This is a genomic window from Pseudidiomarina andamanensis (genome assembly GCF_009734345.1).
Classification (GTDB): domain Bacteria; phylum Pseudomonadota; class Gammaproteobacteria; order Enterobacterales; family Alteromonadaceae; genus Pseudidiomarina; species Pseudidiomarina andamanensis.
On the sequence record NZ_CP032551.1, the window covers coordinates 1,573,993 to 1,592,006 of the forward strand.

Consider the following 18,014-nt stretch of genomic DNA (forward strand, 5'->3'; position numbering starts at 1 on the left):
TGGCGCCGTGGCGCAAGTTATTTTTTAAAGACGTTTGAGTAGTTCCAAAAGATCGCTTTGAACACCAGCCGCAGTCACTTCAGGGCCAGCGCCTGGGCCTTGAATAATGAGCGGATTGTGCTGGTATTGGCGACTTCGAATAATGAAATTCGCGTTACCTGGCGGTAAGTGCGCATAGGGTGAATCTGCACCGACGGGCTGTAATTGGGCGAATGCTCTGACATTGCCGCTACTCGTTTCTTCAACTTTGCCGATGTAGCAAAATTGATTGGCATCAGGATGATGCTCTAAACGCCAGCGATCAAACGCGGCATCGAACATATCAAGCCCCTGCCAAAACGTTTCAAGTGATACTTGCTGCAATGAAGCTGGCACGAGGTTATGTAATTCAACTTCCGACAACTGCAATGACCAGCCTGCATCGCGCGCCAGAATTAATAACTTCCGCGCGACATCCATGCCACTAAAATCAATCCGCGGATCAGGTTCGGTGTACCCAATATCGGCCGCTTTACGCAGCCAGTCCGATAACTTGTCGCCAGGCCGATATTGTTGAAATATCCATGACAACGATCCGGAGAAATTACCTTCCATAGCAGTTATGGCGTCATAGCAATCAAGCCGTTCTCGAATGGCTTTTTGAATCGGTAAACCAGCACCAACGGTGGTGTTATACAACCAGTGACGTTGACGCTCTTGCAGCCTTGCGCGCAGAGCTTGATAGTAATTCGGGTTGCTCGACCCAGCATATTTGTTGGCGCTAATAATATGCGCACCGGTATCAATCCACGCCAAATAATCACGGCTCACTTCTTTCGAAGCGGTGAGGTCTAAAACGACAGCCGCGCAGCCTTGCTGCTCAAGATTTTGAATTTCAGCGATTATGGAATTTTGAACAGCTTGAGGTTCACGTTGGTATTGCCAATCTTGTGGTAGGGGCCAACGCCAAAGTCTTTTGGAATTAGCTGCTGCATGCACAAATGCAAGTGCGGGTAAGCGCTCGGCATAGTCTTGAAGCCATGTTTGCCCTATCGTCCCTAACCCAACCACAATAATGCCTAACTGCATGGCGACTCCAAGAATTGTTTCAATATCGCTGCGTAATCTGCGGTGTTTTTAATAAACCCATCATGGCCGTAGGTAGACGAAAGTATGTGACAGCCGCGGGCATCCGGTAATTGCTCGTGAAAGCTCTGCAACAAGCTCGGCGGCACCAGTTGATCGCTATCAAAGCCGATAACTAACGTTGGCTGCTCAATGTGATAGGGCTCAATACGGTAGCTATCGAGTGCGGGCCCGAACACTTCAAATAATTGTCGCGCTCGCGGAAGTGAACGTTGTACCGTTCGCAACCCGCGGCTTTCGATATAGTTCACGGCATCTTTCGGATCGGGATAGTACTGATCCATGCCATCGGCGCTACGATAACTCAACATTGCTAGCGCTCGCGCTAATTGCGTACCGCGCTCTGGCTGCCCAGCGGCATCTCCTAGGCGCACAAACTCACGTTGCAGCGCGCGCAGCATGACGGCTTGCGCCGTCGGCCGATGTGCAGCCGCAATCACCGCGACGCGCTCGAAATTTATTAGCTTGTCTTGTGCAAGTTCCAGTGCAACCAGCCCACCATATGAGCCCCCGACAACCGCATGAAATTCGGTCCAACCTAATTCTTGTAACGCCGTACTAATATATGCCGCCTGCTCAGCAATGGTATTCGGTACCGCAGCAACTTCAGACTCGCCGTTACCGCCCGCATAATCCACCGTCACGATGGTGTATTGATTTGGGTCAATCGCTTCTGCTAAACCTTGCCACCAGCCATCTTCTGCGCCTGTAATGGCCTGTCGATCGCCCGATATACCACCAAGTACTAATACCAGCGGTCCGGTACCCAATTCATTGAGATACAACACACCACCCGCAACTGGGCATTGATGAGTTTCAGCAAGAAGCTGGGTAACGCGTGTCATGGCAATAACCTTTTGGAATAAACAGCTTGTTTCAGATGCGACCTAATGTAGCGACTTTCTTAAGAAATATCAATATGGACGTTTAGATGTCTAAATGTTTTTTTTGTATAAGCGCAAGGTTATTGCGATAATCATTGCCAGAACTTCTGACAAGACATAGATAATAAGGTAATTCTCCCATGCCAAGTTTTGATATTGTTTCAGAAATCGACAAAGTTGAATTAAAGAACGCTGTCGACAATGCCACCCGCGAACTTACTACTCGGTTTGATTTTCGTGGTGTTGAAGCAACCATTGAGCTGAATGATTTAACCGTCACCCTAACTTCGGAATCTGATTTCCAGGTGCGTCAGTTGCAAGATATTTTCAATAACCACTGTGCGAAACGAAATATTAGTCTGGCTGGCATTGAAATTCCTGATGAGCCGACACACAGCGGTAAAACCTATAGTTTGGCGTTAACCTTCAAACAAGGTATCGACCAGCCGCTTGCGAAAGAAATCACCAAAAAAATTAAAGAGAGCAAGCTGAAGGTTCAATCGTCTATTCAAGGCGATAAAGTTCGTGTTACAGGTAAAAAACGCGATGACTTACAGCAAACGATTGCGATGCTGCGTAGCTCCGATATCGAATTGCCATTACAGTTCGAGAACTTCCGCGACTAACTCGCATGTCGGCATGCCCTTTGTGCGCAGACTCAGCAACCGCGTTACTGTACACCCAGCAACGCGGTCCGCTTGCGCAACGCGAGTATTTTCTATGTCCGACATGCGCATTGATTCATGTGCCTAACGCCTTTCAGCTCGATTCAGCACATGAAAAAAGCGTCTACGATTTACATCAGAATAATCCGAATGACCCAAACTACCGGCAGTTTCTAACACGCTTATTCGAACCGATGTGTGAGCGTCTTCCGGTTGGCACTAGCGGGCTTGATTTCGGCAGTGGCCCTGGGCCGACATTAAGCCGAATGTTTGATGAGTCGGGTAGACCTTGCAGTACCTACGATATTTATTACGACCATGTGCCAGAGCGGCTCACGAAAACCTATGACTTTGTAACCTGTAGTGAAGTCATTGAGCATGTTGCTGCGCCGCTTGACGTGTTTCAACAGCTACTAGATTGCTTAAAACCAGGTGGCTATTTGGGTATCATGACGCAGCGCTGGACCTACGTCGATAAATTCTCAGGCTGGAACTACCGAAACGACCCGACTCATATTTGTTTCTTCCATGAAGCCACTTTTCAGTATTTAGCAACAAAGTTTGCTCTCGTTCTGACTATTTACCCCCGTGATGTGGTAATTTTTACAAAACCACAAGCAGCACTTGGTAAGGAAAGCACCGCATGACCACGCATTGGCAGCAACGCCGCTCTGGCTCCCCATTAAATCGCCCAGGCGACCTACGTACACCATGGCAGCGTGACCGCGCACGAGTACTCCATTCAGCGGCATTTCGCCGGTTACAATCGAAAACCCAAATTATGAACGTGGGCGAAAACGATTTTTATCGCACCCGCTTAACCCATAGTTTAGAAGCGGCACAAATTGGTGCTTCGCTAATTAATCAGTTGCAGCAAGTTTGTGGTGCCGATGAGGCACAATACTTGCCAGATTTGAACTTAATGGAAACGCTCTGTTTGGCCCACGATATTGGCCATCCCCCATTTGGCCACGGCGGTGAAACCGCGCTGCACTTTAAAATGCTTGGGTCCGGTGGTTTTGAAGGCAACGGCCAAACATTCCGAATTGTTGGCAAGCTTGAAGCCTATCACCCTGAACATGGAATGGATTTAACCCGCCGCTCATTACTTGGCTTGCTAAAGTATCCGGTTTTGATGCCAGCGCTCAGCGCCCCCGACAACCTCGCTAATCCGGGAAGCTTGGCGAGATGGAAGCCAGCAAAGGCACTGTTTGCCTGTGATGCCGATTTGCTCGATTGGGTTCTAGAACCGTTATCGGCCAGCGACCGAGAACTATTTCAAGCTGTAGATAAGCTGCCAGCAGCACCGTGGCAGAAGTCGAAACACAAAGCGCTCGATGCCTCACTCATGGAGCTTGCCGATGATATTGCCTACGGTGTTCACGATCTCGAAGACGCCGTAGTGACCGGTACCTTAAGCGAGAGTCAGTGGCATGCGCACGTTGATTCCGTCATTAATGAACTGCCGCAAGAATTAGCAACGCTTATGCAAGAACTCGGTGAACAATTATTTGCGCGCGAACATCATCAACGTAAAAATGCGATTGGCGCTTTAGTGAATATTTTTGTGACTCAAGTTCGCTTAGAACAAGTTCTGACTGAGGCTCAAGAGCCATTAATTCGCTATAACGCGACGCTGCCACAAGCTGAAGCCTTTTTATTGAAGAGCTTAAAAGATGTTGTGTTTGAGCATGTGATCAACGAACCATCGATTCAACAGTTACGCTATCGTAGTCAAAATATGCTGTTAGATTTGTTTACCGCACTGCATACTGAGCCACTGCGTTTGTTGCCGCGTAACACGCGTGAGCGTTGGGTAAAAGCGCAACAAGAGCAGGGCCAAGAAGCAGCTGACCGTGTGCTTTGTGACTATGTTGCGGGCATGACAGACGACTATGCCGAGCGTATGTACCGCAATCTATTCGTCGTTTAACCACACTAATAGTTCAGTTAGCGGCAACGGCTTACAGAATAAGTAGCCTTGCATAAAATCGCAGGCATAGCGTGTGAGATAATCGCGTTCTGCCTTGGTTTCAACGCCTTCACCGACAACCTCAATACCGAGTTCCGCAGCCATTGTCAGAACCCCTCGCGTAATGGCAGCGTTACGTGGATTGCTATCAATATCTTGCACAAAACAACGGTCAATTTTGAGTTTTTGTGCTGGTATCACATTTAAGTAACTTAAACTGGCGAAGCCGGTGCCGAAATCGTCCAGCGCAATTTCAAGACCAAGTTCGCGTAACTCGTCCATCATTTTTAAAGCTCCGGTTGAGTCACGGAGCAATACGTTTTCGGTAATTTCGGCAACGAGTTGATTCGGTTTAATTTGATATTTTTTAAGTACATCAGCAACCGACTGGATGAAGTCATCACGATAAAACTGCATGGGTGAGAAGTTCACGCTCACTTGGCCAATACCCGCTTCACGCAATACAGCTAAATCTTTACAGGCTTGCTCTAATACCCAATTGCCAATTGCCACAATTTGCCCTGTGCGTTCCGCCAGTGGAATAAAATCAGCCGGCGAGATATAGCCACGTTCAGGGTGCTTCCAGCGCACTAATGCTTCTGCACCAACAATACTACCGGTACGAGACACAATTGGTTGATAAAATACTTCAAACTGACCTTTTTGAATGGCATCTTGCAACTGCGCTCGCAGTGTAATTTGTTGTTGAGTATCGAGATCTAAATCTGGAGAAAACCACTGGTAAGTACCACTACCGCGGCGCTTCGCTTCATACATGGCCACGTCGGCTTGTTGAATGAGTTCATTCGGATTCTTCACCGCAATTTCGCTACTCGCGATACCTATGGCTGCCGACAAACTGACCTCTGCATCTTCGTATACAAACGGGGCATCGAATTGACTCAAAATTTGGCGCGCCAACGGAATCACATCTTCATCGCGGGTCACACTTTGAATGACGGCAACAAACTCATCACCGCCGAAGCGCGCCAGCAAATCTTGTGTCGGCATGACGCTACTCAATCGTTGGGCGGTCTGCACTAAGATGTGATCACCACACTCATGCCCAAGACTATCGTTCACCGGCTTGAAGCCATCTAAGTCAATAAATAATACATAAACGCGCGCATCGTTATTGCTCACCGAGCGCTGTAAAAAACGCTCCAAAGCCGTTCTATTTGGAAGCCCTGTTAATACATCGTGCTCGGCGTTGTAAGCCAACTCTGCTTCGCGCTCAACCCGCTCAGAAATATCGTTTTGCAAGCCAACGAAATGGCTCACCTCGCCATTCACATCACGTACCGGCGAAATAATCAGCTCATTCCAAAATGGTTTACCATCTTTTCGGTAGTTACGAATCGTGCAACGAATTTCGTGCTGTTCGCGCAACGCCTTAGATATTTGCTGAACGGTATTGGGGTCAGTGTCTACCCCCTGAAGAATACGACAATTGCGCCCAATCATGTCGTCTGGCTCATACCCACTAATAGCGGTAAACGCTGGGTTAATATAGATAATTGGAAAGCCTGGGCGGCGGGCGTCGCTAATCACCACACCGTTGGTGCTCGCCTCAACGCTCCGGTTCAGAATTTGCAAGCGCTCTTCATAATCACTCTGCTGAGTAATATCTTTACCAATGCCATGTACGCCAGCTATTTTGCCGTCGACAATCATCGGCATATTGGTAATTTCGAGTTTCTTCAAGGCACCTTTGCTATTAAATATTCTTAGCTGATAATGCTGTGGTTCACCAGCCTTTGCAGCCTCAAAATGGCGACGTGCTAAATCACGGTCTTCTTCAACTATGCCTAATTGGTAGTGTTGACCAAGTAATTCTTGTTCGGTCAGCTCCAGCAGCTTCTCACTGGCAGTGTTCACACTGGTAAAGTAGCCGTTCAAATCAAGGGTATAGACAGCTTCGGGATTATGTTCGAAGAGCGATGCCGTTTGCTGTTCACTACGTAATCGCTCTATGCGATCTTGATGTTGCGCGATAACCAACGAAATGAGGTCGCGATTTCGCTCAATAAGTCGTCCTTCGTCTTCCGTTGGTATCCGAGCTTGTGTGGAATACAACGCAAATGTGCCAAGTAAACTCCTGTCTGTTGGCGAAAACACAGGAAATGACCAGGCTGCGCGAAAGTTATATTGATCAATAAGCGCCAAGAACGCCTCAAATCGCGAATCATTAAGCATGTCGGCAACAATCACCGGCTCCTTCAGTGCAGCAGCCGTACCACAAGCGCCGACACCGTCAGTTATCGGCAAACCCTGAAGCGCTTTGCTGAATTCAAGAGGTAGCGATTTGACTGCGACAACGTCGAGTGCGAGCCCTTGTGCATTCACCATCATGACGGACGCGAAACAATCAGGAATTTGTAACTCAACGAGTTCACAAATATCTGCAAGCTTGTCACTTAGCGGATGGTCCTGCGCCAGTGAACTCAAGGTATCGTATTCAGCATCGATAAAAGCCTGAAGGTGCTGTGTTTGTTTGCGCGCACGGCGCCAAAACATCAATGCTAACAACAAAGCAATGACGAGCACTGACGCCAATCCTATGATAATTCCGCCTGAATAGTGCTCCACCCAATAATTTCCTTAAAGCTGTGATGCTAATCCGTGCGTTGACTTGCGCGAAAGGCATGCCAAAGAAGACCAATGCCGACCAATATGAGCCCGACAAACATAATTTGCAACTCAATAAATGCGGCTAGAGACAAACAACTTATTAATCCTAAAAAAGAAATCCAGCGCGGCACGAATCGGTCTTCTGTTTTGACACGCAATGCCGCTAAGTTCGTAATACTGTAGTAAACCAATACGGTAAATGCACTGAACGACCAAGCTATTTTCAGGTCGCCAATCAAGACAATCAGCAACATCACCACAAAGGTGACCCAAATGGCTGACGGTGCCGATGTTCTTTGCTGATTCAACTGCGACCATTGCTGTGGTAAATCGCTACGACGTGCCATAGCCAGAACCACCCGTGATACCCCTAGAATTAGGTTTAAAATGACCCCGCACATGGCCACCACAGCACCAATTGCAACCAACTGACGCCATATTCCTTCAGGCAGTAAGTTTGATAACACGAAATTGCCACTGGTGCTTAACGGCACATAGTGCAATATGCCCCAACCAACTGCGGCATATAGCAACGTCACCACAACAACAGTCGCAAGAATTGCACGCGGTATCACGTGACGTGGATTTTGCACTTCTTCGCCCATAGTAGCAATGCGACCGTAGCCGGTATAAGCGACAAAAAGCAAACCAGCTGCTGCCAACAAGTTCTGCCAACTTGGTTCGTGGCTTAGTTCTGGGGCCGGCATTGGATTACTCCCGCTTAACGCTATAAATACAATCAGTGCACCAATTGCTAGGGCAACTAATATTGCGTTAGCGCGGTTTGAACGACGCAGCCCACCAAGTACAAGCAAGGTGAAGAGTAACAGCGTGAAGCCGGCAAAAACTTGCACCAACCATGCCGGCCCACCAAGCCAAGCTTGAAGTGCCACGCCAACAGCTAAGGCGGCGGTAGCGGCGCTTGCGCTCTTGGCTAACACAAATAACCAGCCGGCGGTAAATCCGAGTTGTCGGTTTAAAAATTGATAACCGTATTCATACGTACCACCACTGACGGCATGAATGGCAGCCAATTGGGCACTCGAAAGACCGTTGAACGTTGCTACTGCAGCGGCAATCAACAGCGCCCAGATAATCCATGAACCCGCCAGCTCAACCCCAAAGCCAATACTAACAAAGGCGCCGGTACCAATAATTGAGCCCAACCCAAGCAGAATAGCGCCGCCCAACGACGCACTGCGAACAAGTTGTTGATGAGGTTGATTCATGATTTATCCTTTATCGGGTTCATCGAAGCGACAATCTTTCGCGATGTCAAAACTTCGCAACCGCTCTTTATGATCATACGCATGACAGGTAAGAATTAGTTCATTGACGCCAGTCGCTTTTTTGAAATCGCGCATATATTGATGTACTTGTTCGGCTGTACCTGTCGCAGAATATTTCAAAGCATGATTTGCAGCCGCTAACGCCATTGGGTCCACTTTATCTTCAATATTATCGAGTGGCGCTGGTAACGGCCCCGGATTGCCCTGTCGTAACGCCATAAATTGCAGCTGCATCGAACTTTTAAGACGCTTTGCAGCTTGTTCAGTATCGGCAGCAAACACGTTTAATGCCGCAGCAATATATGGTTTCTCAAGATACGGTGACGGTTTAAAGTTAGTGATATAGGCTTCAATTGCCAGATGAAGATAATCGGGCGCGAAGTGCGAAGCAAAGGCATAAGGTAAACCCAGTTGCGCCGCAAGCTGAGCACCAAACAAGCTGGAGCCTAACAACCAAACTGGCACGTTAGAGCCTGAACCTGGTACAGCTTTAATTTGCTGATTTGGCTTCGGATCAGCCAAATAACCCAGTAACTCCTGCACGTCAGCTGGAAAAGCATCTGCGCTGTCATAAGTGCGACGCAGAGCACGTAGCGTTGCGCCATCAGTACCTGGTGCGCGCCCTAAGCCTAAATCAATTCGATTTGGATACAGCGCCGCCAAGGTGCCAAATTGCTCAGCAGCAATCAACGGCGCATGATTTGGAAGCATGATACCGCCAGCACCAATTCGAATTGTTTTTGTTTGCGAACCGATATACGCCAAGGCAACGGCAGTCGCGGCGCTGGCAATACCGGTCATATTATGATGCTCGGCCATCCAATATCGATGATATCCCCACGCCTCCACATGACGAGCGAGATCGGCGGAATTGAGTAACGACTCGCGCGCGTTACTACCTTCGATAATCGGTGCTAAATCTAAGACAGAAAGTACAGCCACAACAGCTCCTATAACTACTTCTTTGTGAGACATTTTAGTATGCTAACAAACAATTATGTAATTTCTTATAAAGGCGGATAGATATGCAGTATTGGTTGATGAAAACCGAGCCTGATGAGTGCAGCATTGATGATTTTGCCAACAATCCAAGTGATGTGATTCGCTGGGATGGTGTGCGCAATTACCAAGCACGAAACTTTATGAGAAACATGCATATAGGCGATGAAGTGTTCATCTATCATTCAAGCTGCGCCAAAATTGGCGTTGTTGGTATTGTGCGTGTTACCCGAACGGCTTATCCAGACCCTGCACAGTTTGATGCTAACTCGCCGTATTTTGATAGTAAAAGCACCAAAGAGAAGCCGCGTTGGGATGCAATTGACCTTCAATTCGTGCGTAAATTTCCGCAGGTTATTTCTCTCGATAAGCTGAAATCACTACCCGAGCTAGCTGAAAATCCGCTCGTTAGAAAAGGGAATAGACTAAGCGTGGTGCCATATACAAAGGCAGAACGAGACGCGATTTTAGCGCTAGTTTAATTACCGGCTAACAGGTAACTGTTAGCTGGCAATTAAACTGCAATTACGACCGTTTGATTTACTTTGATACAAGGCATTATCTGCGAGCTTTAATAACGTATCCGCATTGAAGCTCGATTCTTTAATAACTGCCACACCAGCACTAATTGTCACGATTTTTTCAATCGTTTCTTCGTTTGGAATGCTAAGATTCGCCACTTCAGTACGAACTCGCTCAGCAACTTGTAAGGCTTGCTGACACGTTAAATTCGGCAGCAACATCACGAATTCTTCACCACCATAACGCGCCACCACATCGGCAGCTCGCTGCGCATGTTCTGACAGTACCTGAGCCACACGTTTCAAACATTTATCGCCGGCTGTATGACCATAGGTGTCATTAAAGGTTTTGAAGTAGTCGATATCGAAATAAATAAGTGCCAAAGACTGGTTGTTACGTTGTGCACGCGCAATTTCTTTCTGCAGCGCATCATCGAAATAACGTCGATTCGCCAACTGTGTCAGTTCATCTGTTATCGAGAGTTTTTCGAGACGCTTCATGGCTTGATTTAATTGCGCTGTACGCTCTTGCACCTTGGCATCAAGATATTGATTAAGCATCAATAATTCACGCTGCGGATCAATAAAATCTGTCAGGTTATGCGAGGTGCCCCAAATGTGAGTCACTTCGTCATCATCATTTACAATAGGTACTAAAAAGGTACGGAACAAATACTCTTTATCGTTCACCACAGGCGTATGTTCAAATTCCAATGGTAACTTGTCAGCTAAGCATTTATGGTATCCATCAAGAATGCCGTCAGGATATTTCCCTGTTGCAATGAGCTCAGAAAATTTCGTTCCAGGTTTTTGTAAAGGGTCGAGAGCAAGTGCCGCTGGATTAGCGAGAATCATCTCGAAATCGTTGGCAATAGGTTTGCAGATCCAAAACGGATTTAACGATTTTTTCCATAACTGCTTGAAAAATAAATCCAGCTCTTCTGGATGAAACGGAACCTGCTTCACTGCGGCGCTCTCTCATTTGTTAAACATTTTTAATACATATTTTTAGTGAATTTAATACATCAGAATTAATGTAGCGCAAAATTTGGAGAACGCCATGCGTAAAATTATGACAGTTTTGTTGCTAGCCCTTAGTTTTAATGGCTTTGCGCAAGAAACAAGTGAACAAGAAATTACCAAAACTTTACATTGGTTCATGGAAGGTGCCAGCGTTAATAGCGCAGCTGTGCATGAGGGAATTTGGGCCGATGAGTTGGTGTATACCAGCTCCAGTGGTAAGCGCTTTGGCAAAAGTGAGTTGATGGACGGCGTTCGTAGTGGCGGCGAAATTACTGATGACCCATTGACCAACTACTATACCGCTGAAGACATTCAAATTGCCTTTTACGGTGAAACTGCGGTGGTCAATTTCACGCTGGTGAGTCATACCGACAATAATGCCGGTTACTCACGCGAAACCTTTTTGAATAGCGGCGTATTCGTTCAACGTGATGGGCGTTGGCAAGCGGTTAACTGGAATGCTACCCGCACTGCCAGTAACTAGTTTTCGAGAAATTCGATGACACGCTGTGCCGCTTTCTGCGGCACCTCCACCATGGGCATGTGACCAATCCCTTTGAATATGTACAGTTCGCTTTGCCGAATGCCGCGTTGCCAAACCGGCGCGGCGGAAGGGCTGAGAATGCGATCTTGATCGCCCCAAATAATCAGCGTCGGTACTCGGATTAACCCCAAACGATTATCTAGTTGATCGTGAAAGCGAAAATCTTGAGCAATATGCGCGTAGTTTGATTTTCGTTCGCTATATCTTAGTGCCATGCCGCGCAGCACAAAGTCGGGTACAAATGGTGGTTGTGCCATGGTTAGCTCATAAAAGTCAGTAAACTCAGCAGTAGAGTCAATTTCAAATGGCGACTCTCCACGTGCAAACATCTGTTCCGTTTCACTCGGTTCAGGCGGCGTCACCCCAGCCGGGTTAAATACCACTATTTTATTGGTTTTTAGCGGGTACATGATGGCGAAATTGGCGGCAATCAGACCGCCCATGGAATTACCAATGATAGTCGCTCGTTTCACATCTAAAGTTTCCATTAGTTGCGCAATGCGATCAGCTTGCGCAGAAGCCCGATACGACCAACCGCTGAAGTATCCGGATTCACCATGACCGGCTAAGTCAGGAATAATCACGTGATAACGCTCATTTAGTTGGTTTGCGAAACGTAACCACAGCTCTTTCGATGCGGTATACCCATGCAGTAATATCACCGTTTCTTGTGCATTCACGTTATTGCGCTCGTACACCGCCATTTCCATGTCATCAATGCGCACAAACGATTTCTCAAAGCCATAAAGCTTTGCCTCTATGGCACCAACAGCATCGTAAACCGCTAGGCCAACGCGCGGATGCAACGAGATCAGCCAAGCGGCAAAAACCAAAACAATGAGGGTAACCAGAAACTTTCTCATGACAATTCCTGCATGGTGGTGTTGGTCGTTCGATGATGTTGCGGTTTAAACCGTCGCGCCATCATTCGGTAAACAAAACTAAAGCCGGGATACATCGCAATCACGTGCCCACTTTTACTTTTATACCAACTATTGCAGCCACCGCTATGCCAAACCGTTTTGCGCATTTCACGGTGAATCATGTTGGTGTAATCTGACTCGGCCTGCTCGGTAACTTCTAATAAGCCGCCTTGCTTGTCAGCGAAACGTAAGGCTCGCATGATGTATTGCATCTGCGACTCAATCACAAATATTGCTGATGTATGACCAATGCCGGTATTTGGCCCCGTCACTAAAAATAGATTCGGAAACTTGGGCAATGTTGTGCCGAGATAAGCGCGCGGAAATTCATGCCAAAACTCTTTTAAGGTGAGTCCATCGCGACCGATTACCTCAAACCCAACCGCACCATCAGTGGCATCAAACCCCGTCGAATAAACGATGAGATCGAGCTCAATCTCATTGCCTTGTGTGGTGACGATGCCGCTCTCGGTGATTTCAGCGATACCGTCGTGTTTATCATGAAGTGTGACATTCTCGCGGCTAAGCGCCGGATAAAGCGTATTCGAAACAATGATGCGTTTGCAGCCAATGGTGTACTCCGGTGTCAGCTTTCGTCGTAATACCTCATTGGGCACTTGCTTGCGTAAATGATTTAGCGCTGGTCGTTGTGCAAAAAAACGCATCAACCCATGCGCATATTTGAACGCAAATACTCGCCATTCCAGTGCCCAGTATATGGTCTTCCGCAACGCGTGATAAACGAACTTAACGCCAAGCAATTTTCGTACCCACGGCGAAAACGTTCGGTCTGGGCGAGGTAAAACCCAATGCGGTGTGCGCTGGAACACATGCAAATATTGAACCTCAGGCGCAATTGTCGGAATCACCTGCGCGGCACTCGCGCCGCTGCCAATGACCGCAACACGTTTGTTGCGGTAATCGAAACTGTGATCCCATTGGTTGGTATGAAAACTTTTGCCTTGGAAGCACTCACGCCCGTTGAAATCAGGAATGACCGGATTGCTCAACGGCCCTTGTGCACTGATCACATAACGCGCATAGAAAGCGTCGCCGATTTCTGGCTCTATTCTCCAACAACAGTGCTCGTCTAGCCAAGTTAATCGAGTGACATTGAAGTTCAATACGGTTTTCTCGCGTAACTGATACTTATCAATCACGCGGTTGGTATAAGCCTCAAGCTCCGCTTGTTCAGCAAACATTTGCGACCAGGCTTGTGGCTCTGATGCCAGCGAATACAGTGGCGACTGCACGTCGACCTGCGCACCTGGGTAGCTGTTTTGACACCAAGTTCCGCCCATAAACGAACGACGTTCGAGCATGACAAAGTGAGTCTGGTTTTGTTTAAGCAAATGTATCGCCGCACTTTGTCCACCAAACCCAGTACCTATGATGGCGACATGGATAGGTTGCTGCGGCGATGTTTTCGGAGCCTCTTGCAGCAAGTTACACCTTTGCCGAAGCGCGCTGATTTATGCGATCGAACCACGCTTGCAGGTGCGTTTGCTCGTCTTTAATGCGTAACTTCACAACGCGAGCAAACGCGATTGTCGCAAACGCATTGATATCCACTGCGGTAAATTCGTCGCCAAGCAAGTACGTATTGTTCTTCAAATGATCATTTAAGAAATCGAGAAACTTCTCTGCGGCACCGTAGCAATCTTGTCCGTAATCCGGGAAGCAGTTCATACGGTCTTTAAAGTAACCTGAAGTATGCTGAAAGCACATGCCTACCGGCGTCATTAGGTAAAAATCGATCCAACGTAGCCATTGCTCAATCAGTGCTTTTTGCTTTGGCGAATCACCCAGCAATTTCGGCGTTTCGGGGTGAGCTTCTTCGACGTAACGACAAATGGCCATTGTTTCTGCCAAACTGGTACCGTCATCGAGTACCGCTACCGGCACCTTTTTCATTGGGTTCATGGCGACAAATTCAGGCGTTAAATTTTCGCCTTTGGCGATATCAACCTGAATAAATTCAACCTGATCTAACAGGCCTTTCTCAGCCAAAAACATGCGCACGCGACGTGGGTTTGGTGCAGTTGCTGTTTCGTAAATTTTCATCATGTGTTCCTGTGTGTTCTTGCCACTGAATAGAACACACAATGAAACAACTTAAGCGACAACGCAAGCGCTTGTTTTATTAGTTTTTACGCCTTCCGACGCACACGTTTTTTACGTCGTTGCCACCACACGTAGGTACCGGTTATAGCTAACAGTAGCGGCGTAAACCCGACGATACTCCAGATAATTTTTACCGGTAAGCCGCCAAAGGTTCCAAAATGCAATCGACGAAAGCTATCGAGCGTTTTCGCACCAACACCTTGTTCATTGAGGTTGTAGGTACTCATGTAATCGCCGGTATGCGGATCATAATTGCTCACGCTGCCATAGTTACTCAACAACGGATTCGTTGTTGGGGCGCGCCCAAATACCGTGAATGGCAATTCTGGCTCGTACGGGAATAATAAATATGTCGGCTTAAAGCCGTCGATGCGCTGCTGACTGTCAGCAACCAATGAGTCAATATCGAGGTTCGTATTATAAAGTCGCTCCGTCATGATATGGTGCTCGGCACCATCGGCATGCTCGGTCCATTCTTCATAAAAAATCAAAATATTGTAGTAGCCGCCAGTAATCGCCAGCACCAACAGCACTGGTGAAGCAAAAGTACCAACCATTTTGTGCAAATCGCTGAACACAGCAAGCAGGCGCTGATTCCAACGTAAAGTAAATAAACGCGCCCAAAAACGTCGGTACATAATGAGCCCTGACACGCCCATAAACAGCAAGAAAATCGACAGTATCAATCCGATAATCAAACCAAGATGTTCGGGCAAGTGTTTCAGATCGTTGAGCATCAACGTGTAGTGAAACTCAACCAGCCAATCGGTTAAGTAGTGGCCGGTTTCGGTTGGCTGACTCAATAACTCACCCGTGTATGGATTCAAATGAGCTTTGTGCCATTCATCGGTGCCACGCTTAATCATAAAGATGCGGTCCGCTTCATCATGGCCTGCGGGAAAAATTTCCCAACTACCAAACTCGTAGTTCGGTAACTGTTCGTTTACTTTGGCGGTTAATTCAGTCAGCGGTAGCCGCGCTTCCTGGGTAACGGGTAACGCCGCAATAGATGGCAGCAGCAGTGCATCAATTTCTTTTTTGAAAACTAAAATGCTGCCGGTGAGACAAATAAGAAGAAAGGGGATCATACAAATGATCCCCGCCCAACCATGCCATTTATGGAGAGTCTTTCGCATTGTTGGTTAAACCTTTAAAACGAATAGCTTAGTGTCGCTGAATAATTGCGCGGCGCGCCATAGTAACCCTGCGTTGCCCATAATAAACTGTTGATATATTTCTCATCGGTGACGTTATTGGCATTCAGAGATAACGTAACTGATTGATTAAATTGGTAGCTCGCCATCAAATTTAATCGACCATAGGCATCTTGGGTTGTGACAATGGTTTCACCCGCATTATCGTAGCTATCGCCAACAACACCTTGTACTCTAGAGATAGTATCTTGCCACTGATAACTTACGCCAAACTTCCAGTTTTCGGCAAACATCGGGCGATAAGTTAAAGCTGCACGGAATAGATTCTCTGGCGTGTAGTCTTCAACGGTGGCATCGCCATCAAGCTCAAATGCTGTCGCCGCAATACTACCTTGTAAACCGGTCGCAATTTCACCAGATAGCTCCACCTCAAAACCGCTACTAGTTACCCCATCCGCAGCGCGATAGACAGTTTCTGGCGCATTGGTGTTTGGATTCGTAACGGTGCCATCTCCTACGGCTAAATTCTTCTGGGTCACGTCGAAATAGGCTGCCGAGAACAAAGCACCACCGTTGAACAATTCCGCTTTAATACCAATCTCTGCTGTTTCACCCGTCAACGGTGGTAGACGATTGAAATCACGGTCACGTAAGTTCTGTGCTTGGAACGTTTCGGTATATGACGCATACACTGTTGTTGCTTCGTTTAGGTTGTGAGTTAAACCAAAGTACGGAATAAATTCAGCGTCATCGCGTGATTGATCCACGCCATAGCCAATACCATCGGTTTTAAATTCATTGTAACGACCACCCAACAACAATTTGGTGTCGATACCTAAACTGAAGCGCGCCTGGGCGTATAGCGCTTTTTGGGTGTTGTCGATTTCACTGCCAGCCAAGCCATCAGTGAACTCAGGAAATGGTGTGTTACCGTCCCAATCTTCTAACGCAGGCATTGCTGGAAAACCATTACCAGTATGGAAGTCATACAATGACGTATCGATATAGTCTAAACGCGCGTAGTTGGCACCAAAAACGACCTGATGGTCTAAACCACCCAGTTCAAAATTACCTGAAACATAAGCATCTAAGGTGTCTTGTTGGTCATCCAGATCATACTCGCTAGCATAGCCCACAAGACCCAAACCAGTCTCCGGGTCTAACCCCACTGAAGGGTCTGGCAGATAGGTATAAAACAAGAAGCTGTCTTCATCAGTACGAACTCGGTTATAGGCGACGCGCAAGGTCCACGCTTGGTTCAATGCCGACTCAATATCGATAAAACTGCGACTTTCTTTTACGGTCCAATTTGACCAGTCTGCAGCAATGTTGACCGAACGATCAAAGTCAGTCGGGGTGCCATCACCATAATGCAGAGTGACCGCGCCCCACATATTTCCGTCGGTATCGCTGCGATGTTCACTATGACCGAGAGTAATCAATGTGTTGCTGGTTGGTGCATAATCAATGACACCATAAACAACCTGCGAGCTATTTTCGTAGCGATCAAGATACGATTCGCTGTTGTCATTCACAACAACCAACCGGCCTCGTAACGAATCCGTTAACGCACCAGAAAAATCACCTTCAATGCGTTTACCTGACCATGAACTTAGCGTTGCTGAAATGCTATTTTGAGATTCAGAGGTAGGTCGCTTGCGCACCAAGTTAACGGTTGCCGAAGGGCTACCAACACCGGTCATGATGCCATTTGCGCCATGCACAACCTCTACCCGCTCATACACAGCTGAGTCTATACGTCCATGGGTATTGCTATTAATTAACGGGAGACCTAATCCATCAATCTGAAAGTTATTGACTTCAAAGCCACGCGACGTGTAGTAAATTCGGTCGGTTTCAACTTGTTCAACATTAATCGTGGCAGAAGTTTCGAGAATTTTATTGATGTCGTTGAGGGCAAAATCACGAATTTTCTCTTGAGTGATCACAGTGACCGTTTGCGGTGTTTCTTTCACGCTAATATCTAACTTCGAAGCCGATTGCTGATCGCTAGCGAGGTAACCACTTTGTTGCTCACCGCGAATCTCTAACCGTTCGATCGCTTCTGTGGTTTGCGGCTCAAGCGAGCTTGCGAAGGCTGACGGCATTCCCGCCAAAATGAGAGCTGAAGTTACTGCAGACAACTTGATCACGTCCATA

At 47.3% G+C, this 18,014-nt stretch carries 16 protein-coding genes; 5 read left to right on the forward strand and 11 right to left on the reverse strand.

Going from position 1 to position 18,014, the window contains the following annotated elements; translation table 11 throughout:
* Positions 1 to 24 precede the first annotated feature (24 nt).
* Together D3795_RS07490 and D3795_RS07495 are read right to left on the reverse strand one after the other, a co-directional pair.
* Positions 25 to 1,068 (reverse strand): hypothetical protein, encoded by a 1,044-nt coding sequence (locus D3795_RS07490; RefSeq protein ID WP_156267564.1) that lies wholly within the window; start codon positions 1,066 to 1,068, stop codon positions 25 to 27.
* A complete protein-coding gene (locus D3795_RS07495) occupies positions 1,059 to 1,970 on the reverse strand; it encodes an alpha/beta fold hydrolase (RefSeq protein ID WP_156267566.1) in 912 nt (303 codons plus the stop codon). Before D3795_RS07495 ends, D3795_RS07490 begins: the two co-directional genes overlap by 10 nt.
* Positions 1,971 to 2,149: 179 nt before the next feature.
* Here D3795_RS07495 and D3795_RS07500 point away from each other — a divergent pair, with 179 nt between their 5' ends.
* The 3 genes from D3795_RS07500 to D3795_RS07510 are packed head-to-tail and all read left to right on the forward strand — an operon-like array spanning position 2,150 to position 4,607.
* Positions 2,150 to 2,635, forward strand: coding sequence for a YajQ family cyclic di-GMP-binding protein (locus tag D3795_RS07500; RefSeq protein WP_126760100.1), 486 nt, complete (start codon positions 2,150 to 2,152; stop codon positions 2,633 to 2,635).
* Positions 2,636 to 2,640: 5 nt separating this feature from the next.
* On the forward strand, positions 2,641 to 3,321 hold the full coding sequence (locus D3795_RS07505) for a class I SAM-dependent methyltransferase (RefSeq protein WP_156267568.1): 681 nt from the start codon (positions 2,641 to 2,643) through the stop codon (positions 3,319 to 3,321).
* Positions 3,318 to 4,607 carry an anti-phage deoxyguanosine triphosphatase gene (locus D3795_RS07510; protein WP_156267570.1) on the forward strand — a complete coding sequence of 430 codons (1,290 nt, stop codon included), beginning with the start codon at positions 3,318 to 3,320 and terminating at the stop codon, positions 4,605 to 4,607. Before D3795_RS07505 ends, D3795_RS07510 begins: the two co-directional genes overlap by 4 nt.
* Here the strand turns inward: D3795_RS07510 and D3795_RS07515 are convergent.
* The 3 genes from D3795_RS07515 to D3795_RS07525 are packed head-to-tail and all read right to left on the reverse strand — an operon-like array spanning position 4,593 to position 9,508.
* Entirely contained in the window at positions 4,593 to 7,235 is a 2,643-nt protein-coding gene (locus D3795_RS07515; RefSeq protein WP_216648943.1) for a sensor domain-containing phosphodiesterase, read from the reverse strand. The two genes, D3795_RS07510 and D3795_RS07515, sit on opposite strands and share 15 nt — an antisense overlap.
* A gap of 26 nt (positions 7,236 to 7,261) precedes the next feature.
* The gene (locus D3795_RS07520; RefSeq protein WP_156267571.1) at positions 7,262 to 8,506 is read right to left on the reverse strand and encodes an APC family permease; all 1,245 of its coding nucleotides are present in this window, start codon (positions 8,504 to 8,506) and stop codon (positions 7,262 to 7,264) included.
* 3 nt (positions 8,507 to 8,509) lie between these two features.
* On the reverse strand, positions 8,510 to 9,508 hold the full coding sequence (locus D3795_RS07525) for an LLM class flavin-dependent oxidoreductase (protein ID WP_173021003.1): 999 nt from the start codon (positions 9,506 to 9,508) through the stop codon (positions 8,510 to 8,512).
* A gap of 83 nt (positions 9,509 to 9,591) precedes the next feature.
* Between D3795_RS07525 and D3795_RS07530 the strand changes: the two genes are divergently transcribed.
* Positions 9,592 to 10,047 (forward strand): EVE domain-containing protein, encoded by a 456-nt coding sequence (locus D3795_RS07530; protein ID WP_156267574.1) that lies wholly within the window; start codon positions 9,592 to 9,594, stop codon positions 10,045 to 10,047.
* Positions 10,048 to 10,068: 21 nt separating this feature from the next.
* On the opposite strand, the gene D3795_RS07535 is transcribed toward D3795_RS07530, so the two are convergent.
* Positions 10,069 to 11,052, reverse strand: coding sequence for a GGDEF domain-containing protein (locus D3795_RS07535; protein WP_156267576.1), 984 nt, complete (start codon positions 11,050 to 11,052; stop codon positions 10,069 to 10,071).
* A 94-nt stretch (positions 11,053 to 11,146) separates the two neighbouring features.
* On the opposite strand from D3795_RS07535, the gene D3795_RS07540 reads away from it, so the two are divergent.
* Entirely contained in the window at positions 11,147 to 11,593 is a 447-nt protein-coding gene (locus D3795_RS07540; RefSeq protein WP_156267577.1) for a nuclear transport factor 2 family protein, read from the forward strand.
* On the opposite strand, the gene D3795_RS07545 is transcribed toward D3795_RS07540, so the two are convergent.
* The 5 genes from D3795_RS07545 to D3795_RS07565 form a co-directional block, all read right to left on the reverse strand.
* The gene (locus D3795_RS07545; RefSeq protein ID WP_156267578.1) at positions 11,590 to 12,516 is read right to left on the reverse strand and encodes an alpha/beta fold hydrolase; all 927 of its coding nucleotides are present in this window, start codon (positions 12,514 to 12,516) and stop codon (positions 11,590 to 11,592) included. The two genes, D3795_RS07540 and D3795_RS07545, sit on opposite strands and share 4 nt — an antisense overlap.
* A complete protein-coding gene (locus D3795_RS07550; RefSeq protein ID WP_310942430.1) occupies positions 12,513 to 14,021 on the reverse strand; it encodes a flavin-containing monooxygenase in 1,509 nt (502 codons plus the stop codon). The genes D3795_RS07545 and D3795_RS07550 overlap by 4 nt, the downstream gene beginning before the upstream one ends.
* 1 nt (position 14,022) lies before the next feature.
* Positions 14,023 to 14,640 carry a glutathione S-transferase family protein gene (locus D3795_RS07555; RefSeq protein WP_156269030.1) on the reverse strand — a complete coding sequence of 206 codons (618 nt, stop codon included), beginning with the start codon at positions 14,638 to 14,640 and terminating at the stop codon, positions 14,023 to 14,025.
* A gap of 86 nt (positions 14,641 to 14,726) precedes the next feature.
* Positions 14,727 to 15,836: a PepSY-associated TM helix domain-containing protein gene (locus D3795_RS07560; protein WP_156267579.1), complete on the reverse strand. Its 1,110-nt coding sequence runs from the start codon at positions 15,834 to 15,836 to the stop codon at positions 14,727 to 14,729.
* A gap of 14 nt (positions 15,837 to 15,850) precedes the next feature.
* Positions 15,851 to 18,013: a TonB-dependent siderophore receptor gene (locus tag D3795_RS07565; protein WP_313906853.1), complete on the reverse strand. Its 2,163-nt coding sequence runs from the start codon at positions 18,011 to 18,013 to the stop codon at positions 15,851 to 15,853.
* Position 18,014 lies beyond the last annotated feature (1 nt).

Bases quoted from the DNA above. Each gene is read 5' to 3' on its own strand.
- D3795_RS07555 (WP_156269030.1), bottom strand. From the start codon at position 14,640: ATGAAAATTTACGAAACAGCAACTGCACCAAACCCACGTCGCGTGCGC.
- D3795_RS07505 (WP_156267568.1), top strand. From the start codon at position 2,641: ATGTCGGCATGCCCTTTGTGCGCAGACTCAGCAACCGCGTTACTGTAC.
- D3795_RS07495 (WP_156267566.1), bottom strand. From the start codon at position 1,970: ATGACACGCGTTACCCAGCTTCTTGCTGAAACTCATCAATGCCCAGTT.
- D3795_RS07560 (WP_156267579.1), bottom strand. From the start codon at position 15,836: ATGCGAAAGACTCTCCATAAATGGCATGGTTGGGCGGGGATCATTTGT.
- D3795_RS07530 (WP_156267574.1), top strand. From the start codon at position 9,592: ATGCAGTATTGGTTGATGAAAACCGAGCCTGATGAGTGCAGCATTGAT.
- D3795_RS07490 (WP_156267564.1), bottom strand. From the start codon at position 1,068: ATGCAGTTAGGCATTATTGTGGTTGGGTTAGGGACGATAGGGCAAACA.
- D3795_RS07545 (WP_156267578.1), bottom strand. From the start codon at position 12,516: ATGAGAAAGTTTCTGGTTACCCTCATTGTTTTGGTTTTTGCCGCTTGG.
- D3795_RS07510 (WP_156267570.1), top strand. From the start codon at position 3,318: ATGACCACGCATTGGCAGCAACGCCGCTCTGGCTCCCCATTAAATCGC.
- D3795_RS07500 (WP_126760100.1), top strand. From the start codon at position 2,150: ATGCCAAGTTTTGATATTGTTTCAGAAATCGACAAAGTTGAATTAAAG.
- D3795_RS07540 (WP_156267577.1), top strand. From the start codon at position 11,147: ATGCGTAAAATTATGACAGTTTTGTTGCTAGCCCTTAGTTTTAATGGC.
- D3795_RS07565 (WP_313906853.1), bottom strand. From the start codon at position 18,013: ATGGACGTGATCAAGTTGTCTGCAGTAACTTCAGCTCTCATTTTGGCG.
- D3795_RS07520 (WP_156267571.1), bottom strand. From the start codon at position 8,506: ATGAATCAACCTCATCAACAACTTGTTCGCAGTGCGTCGTTGGGCGGC.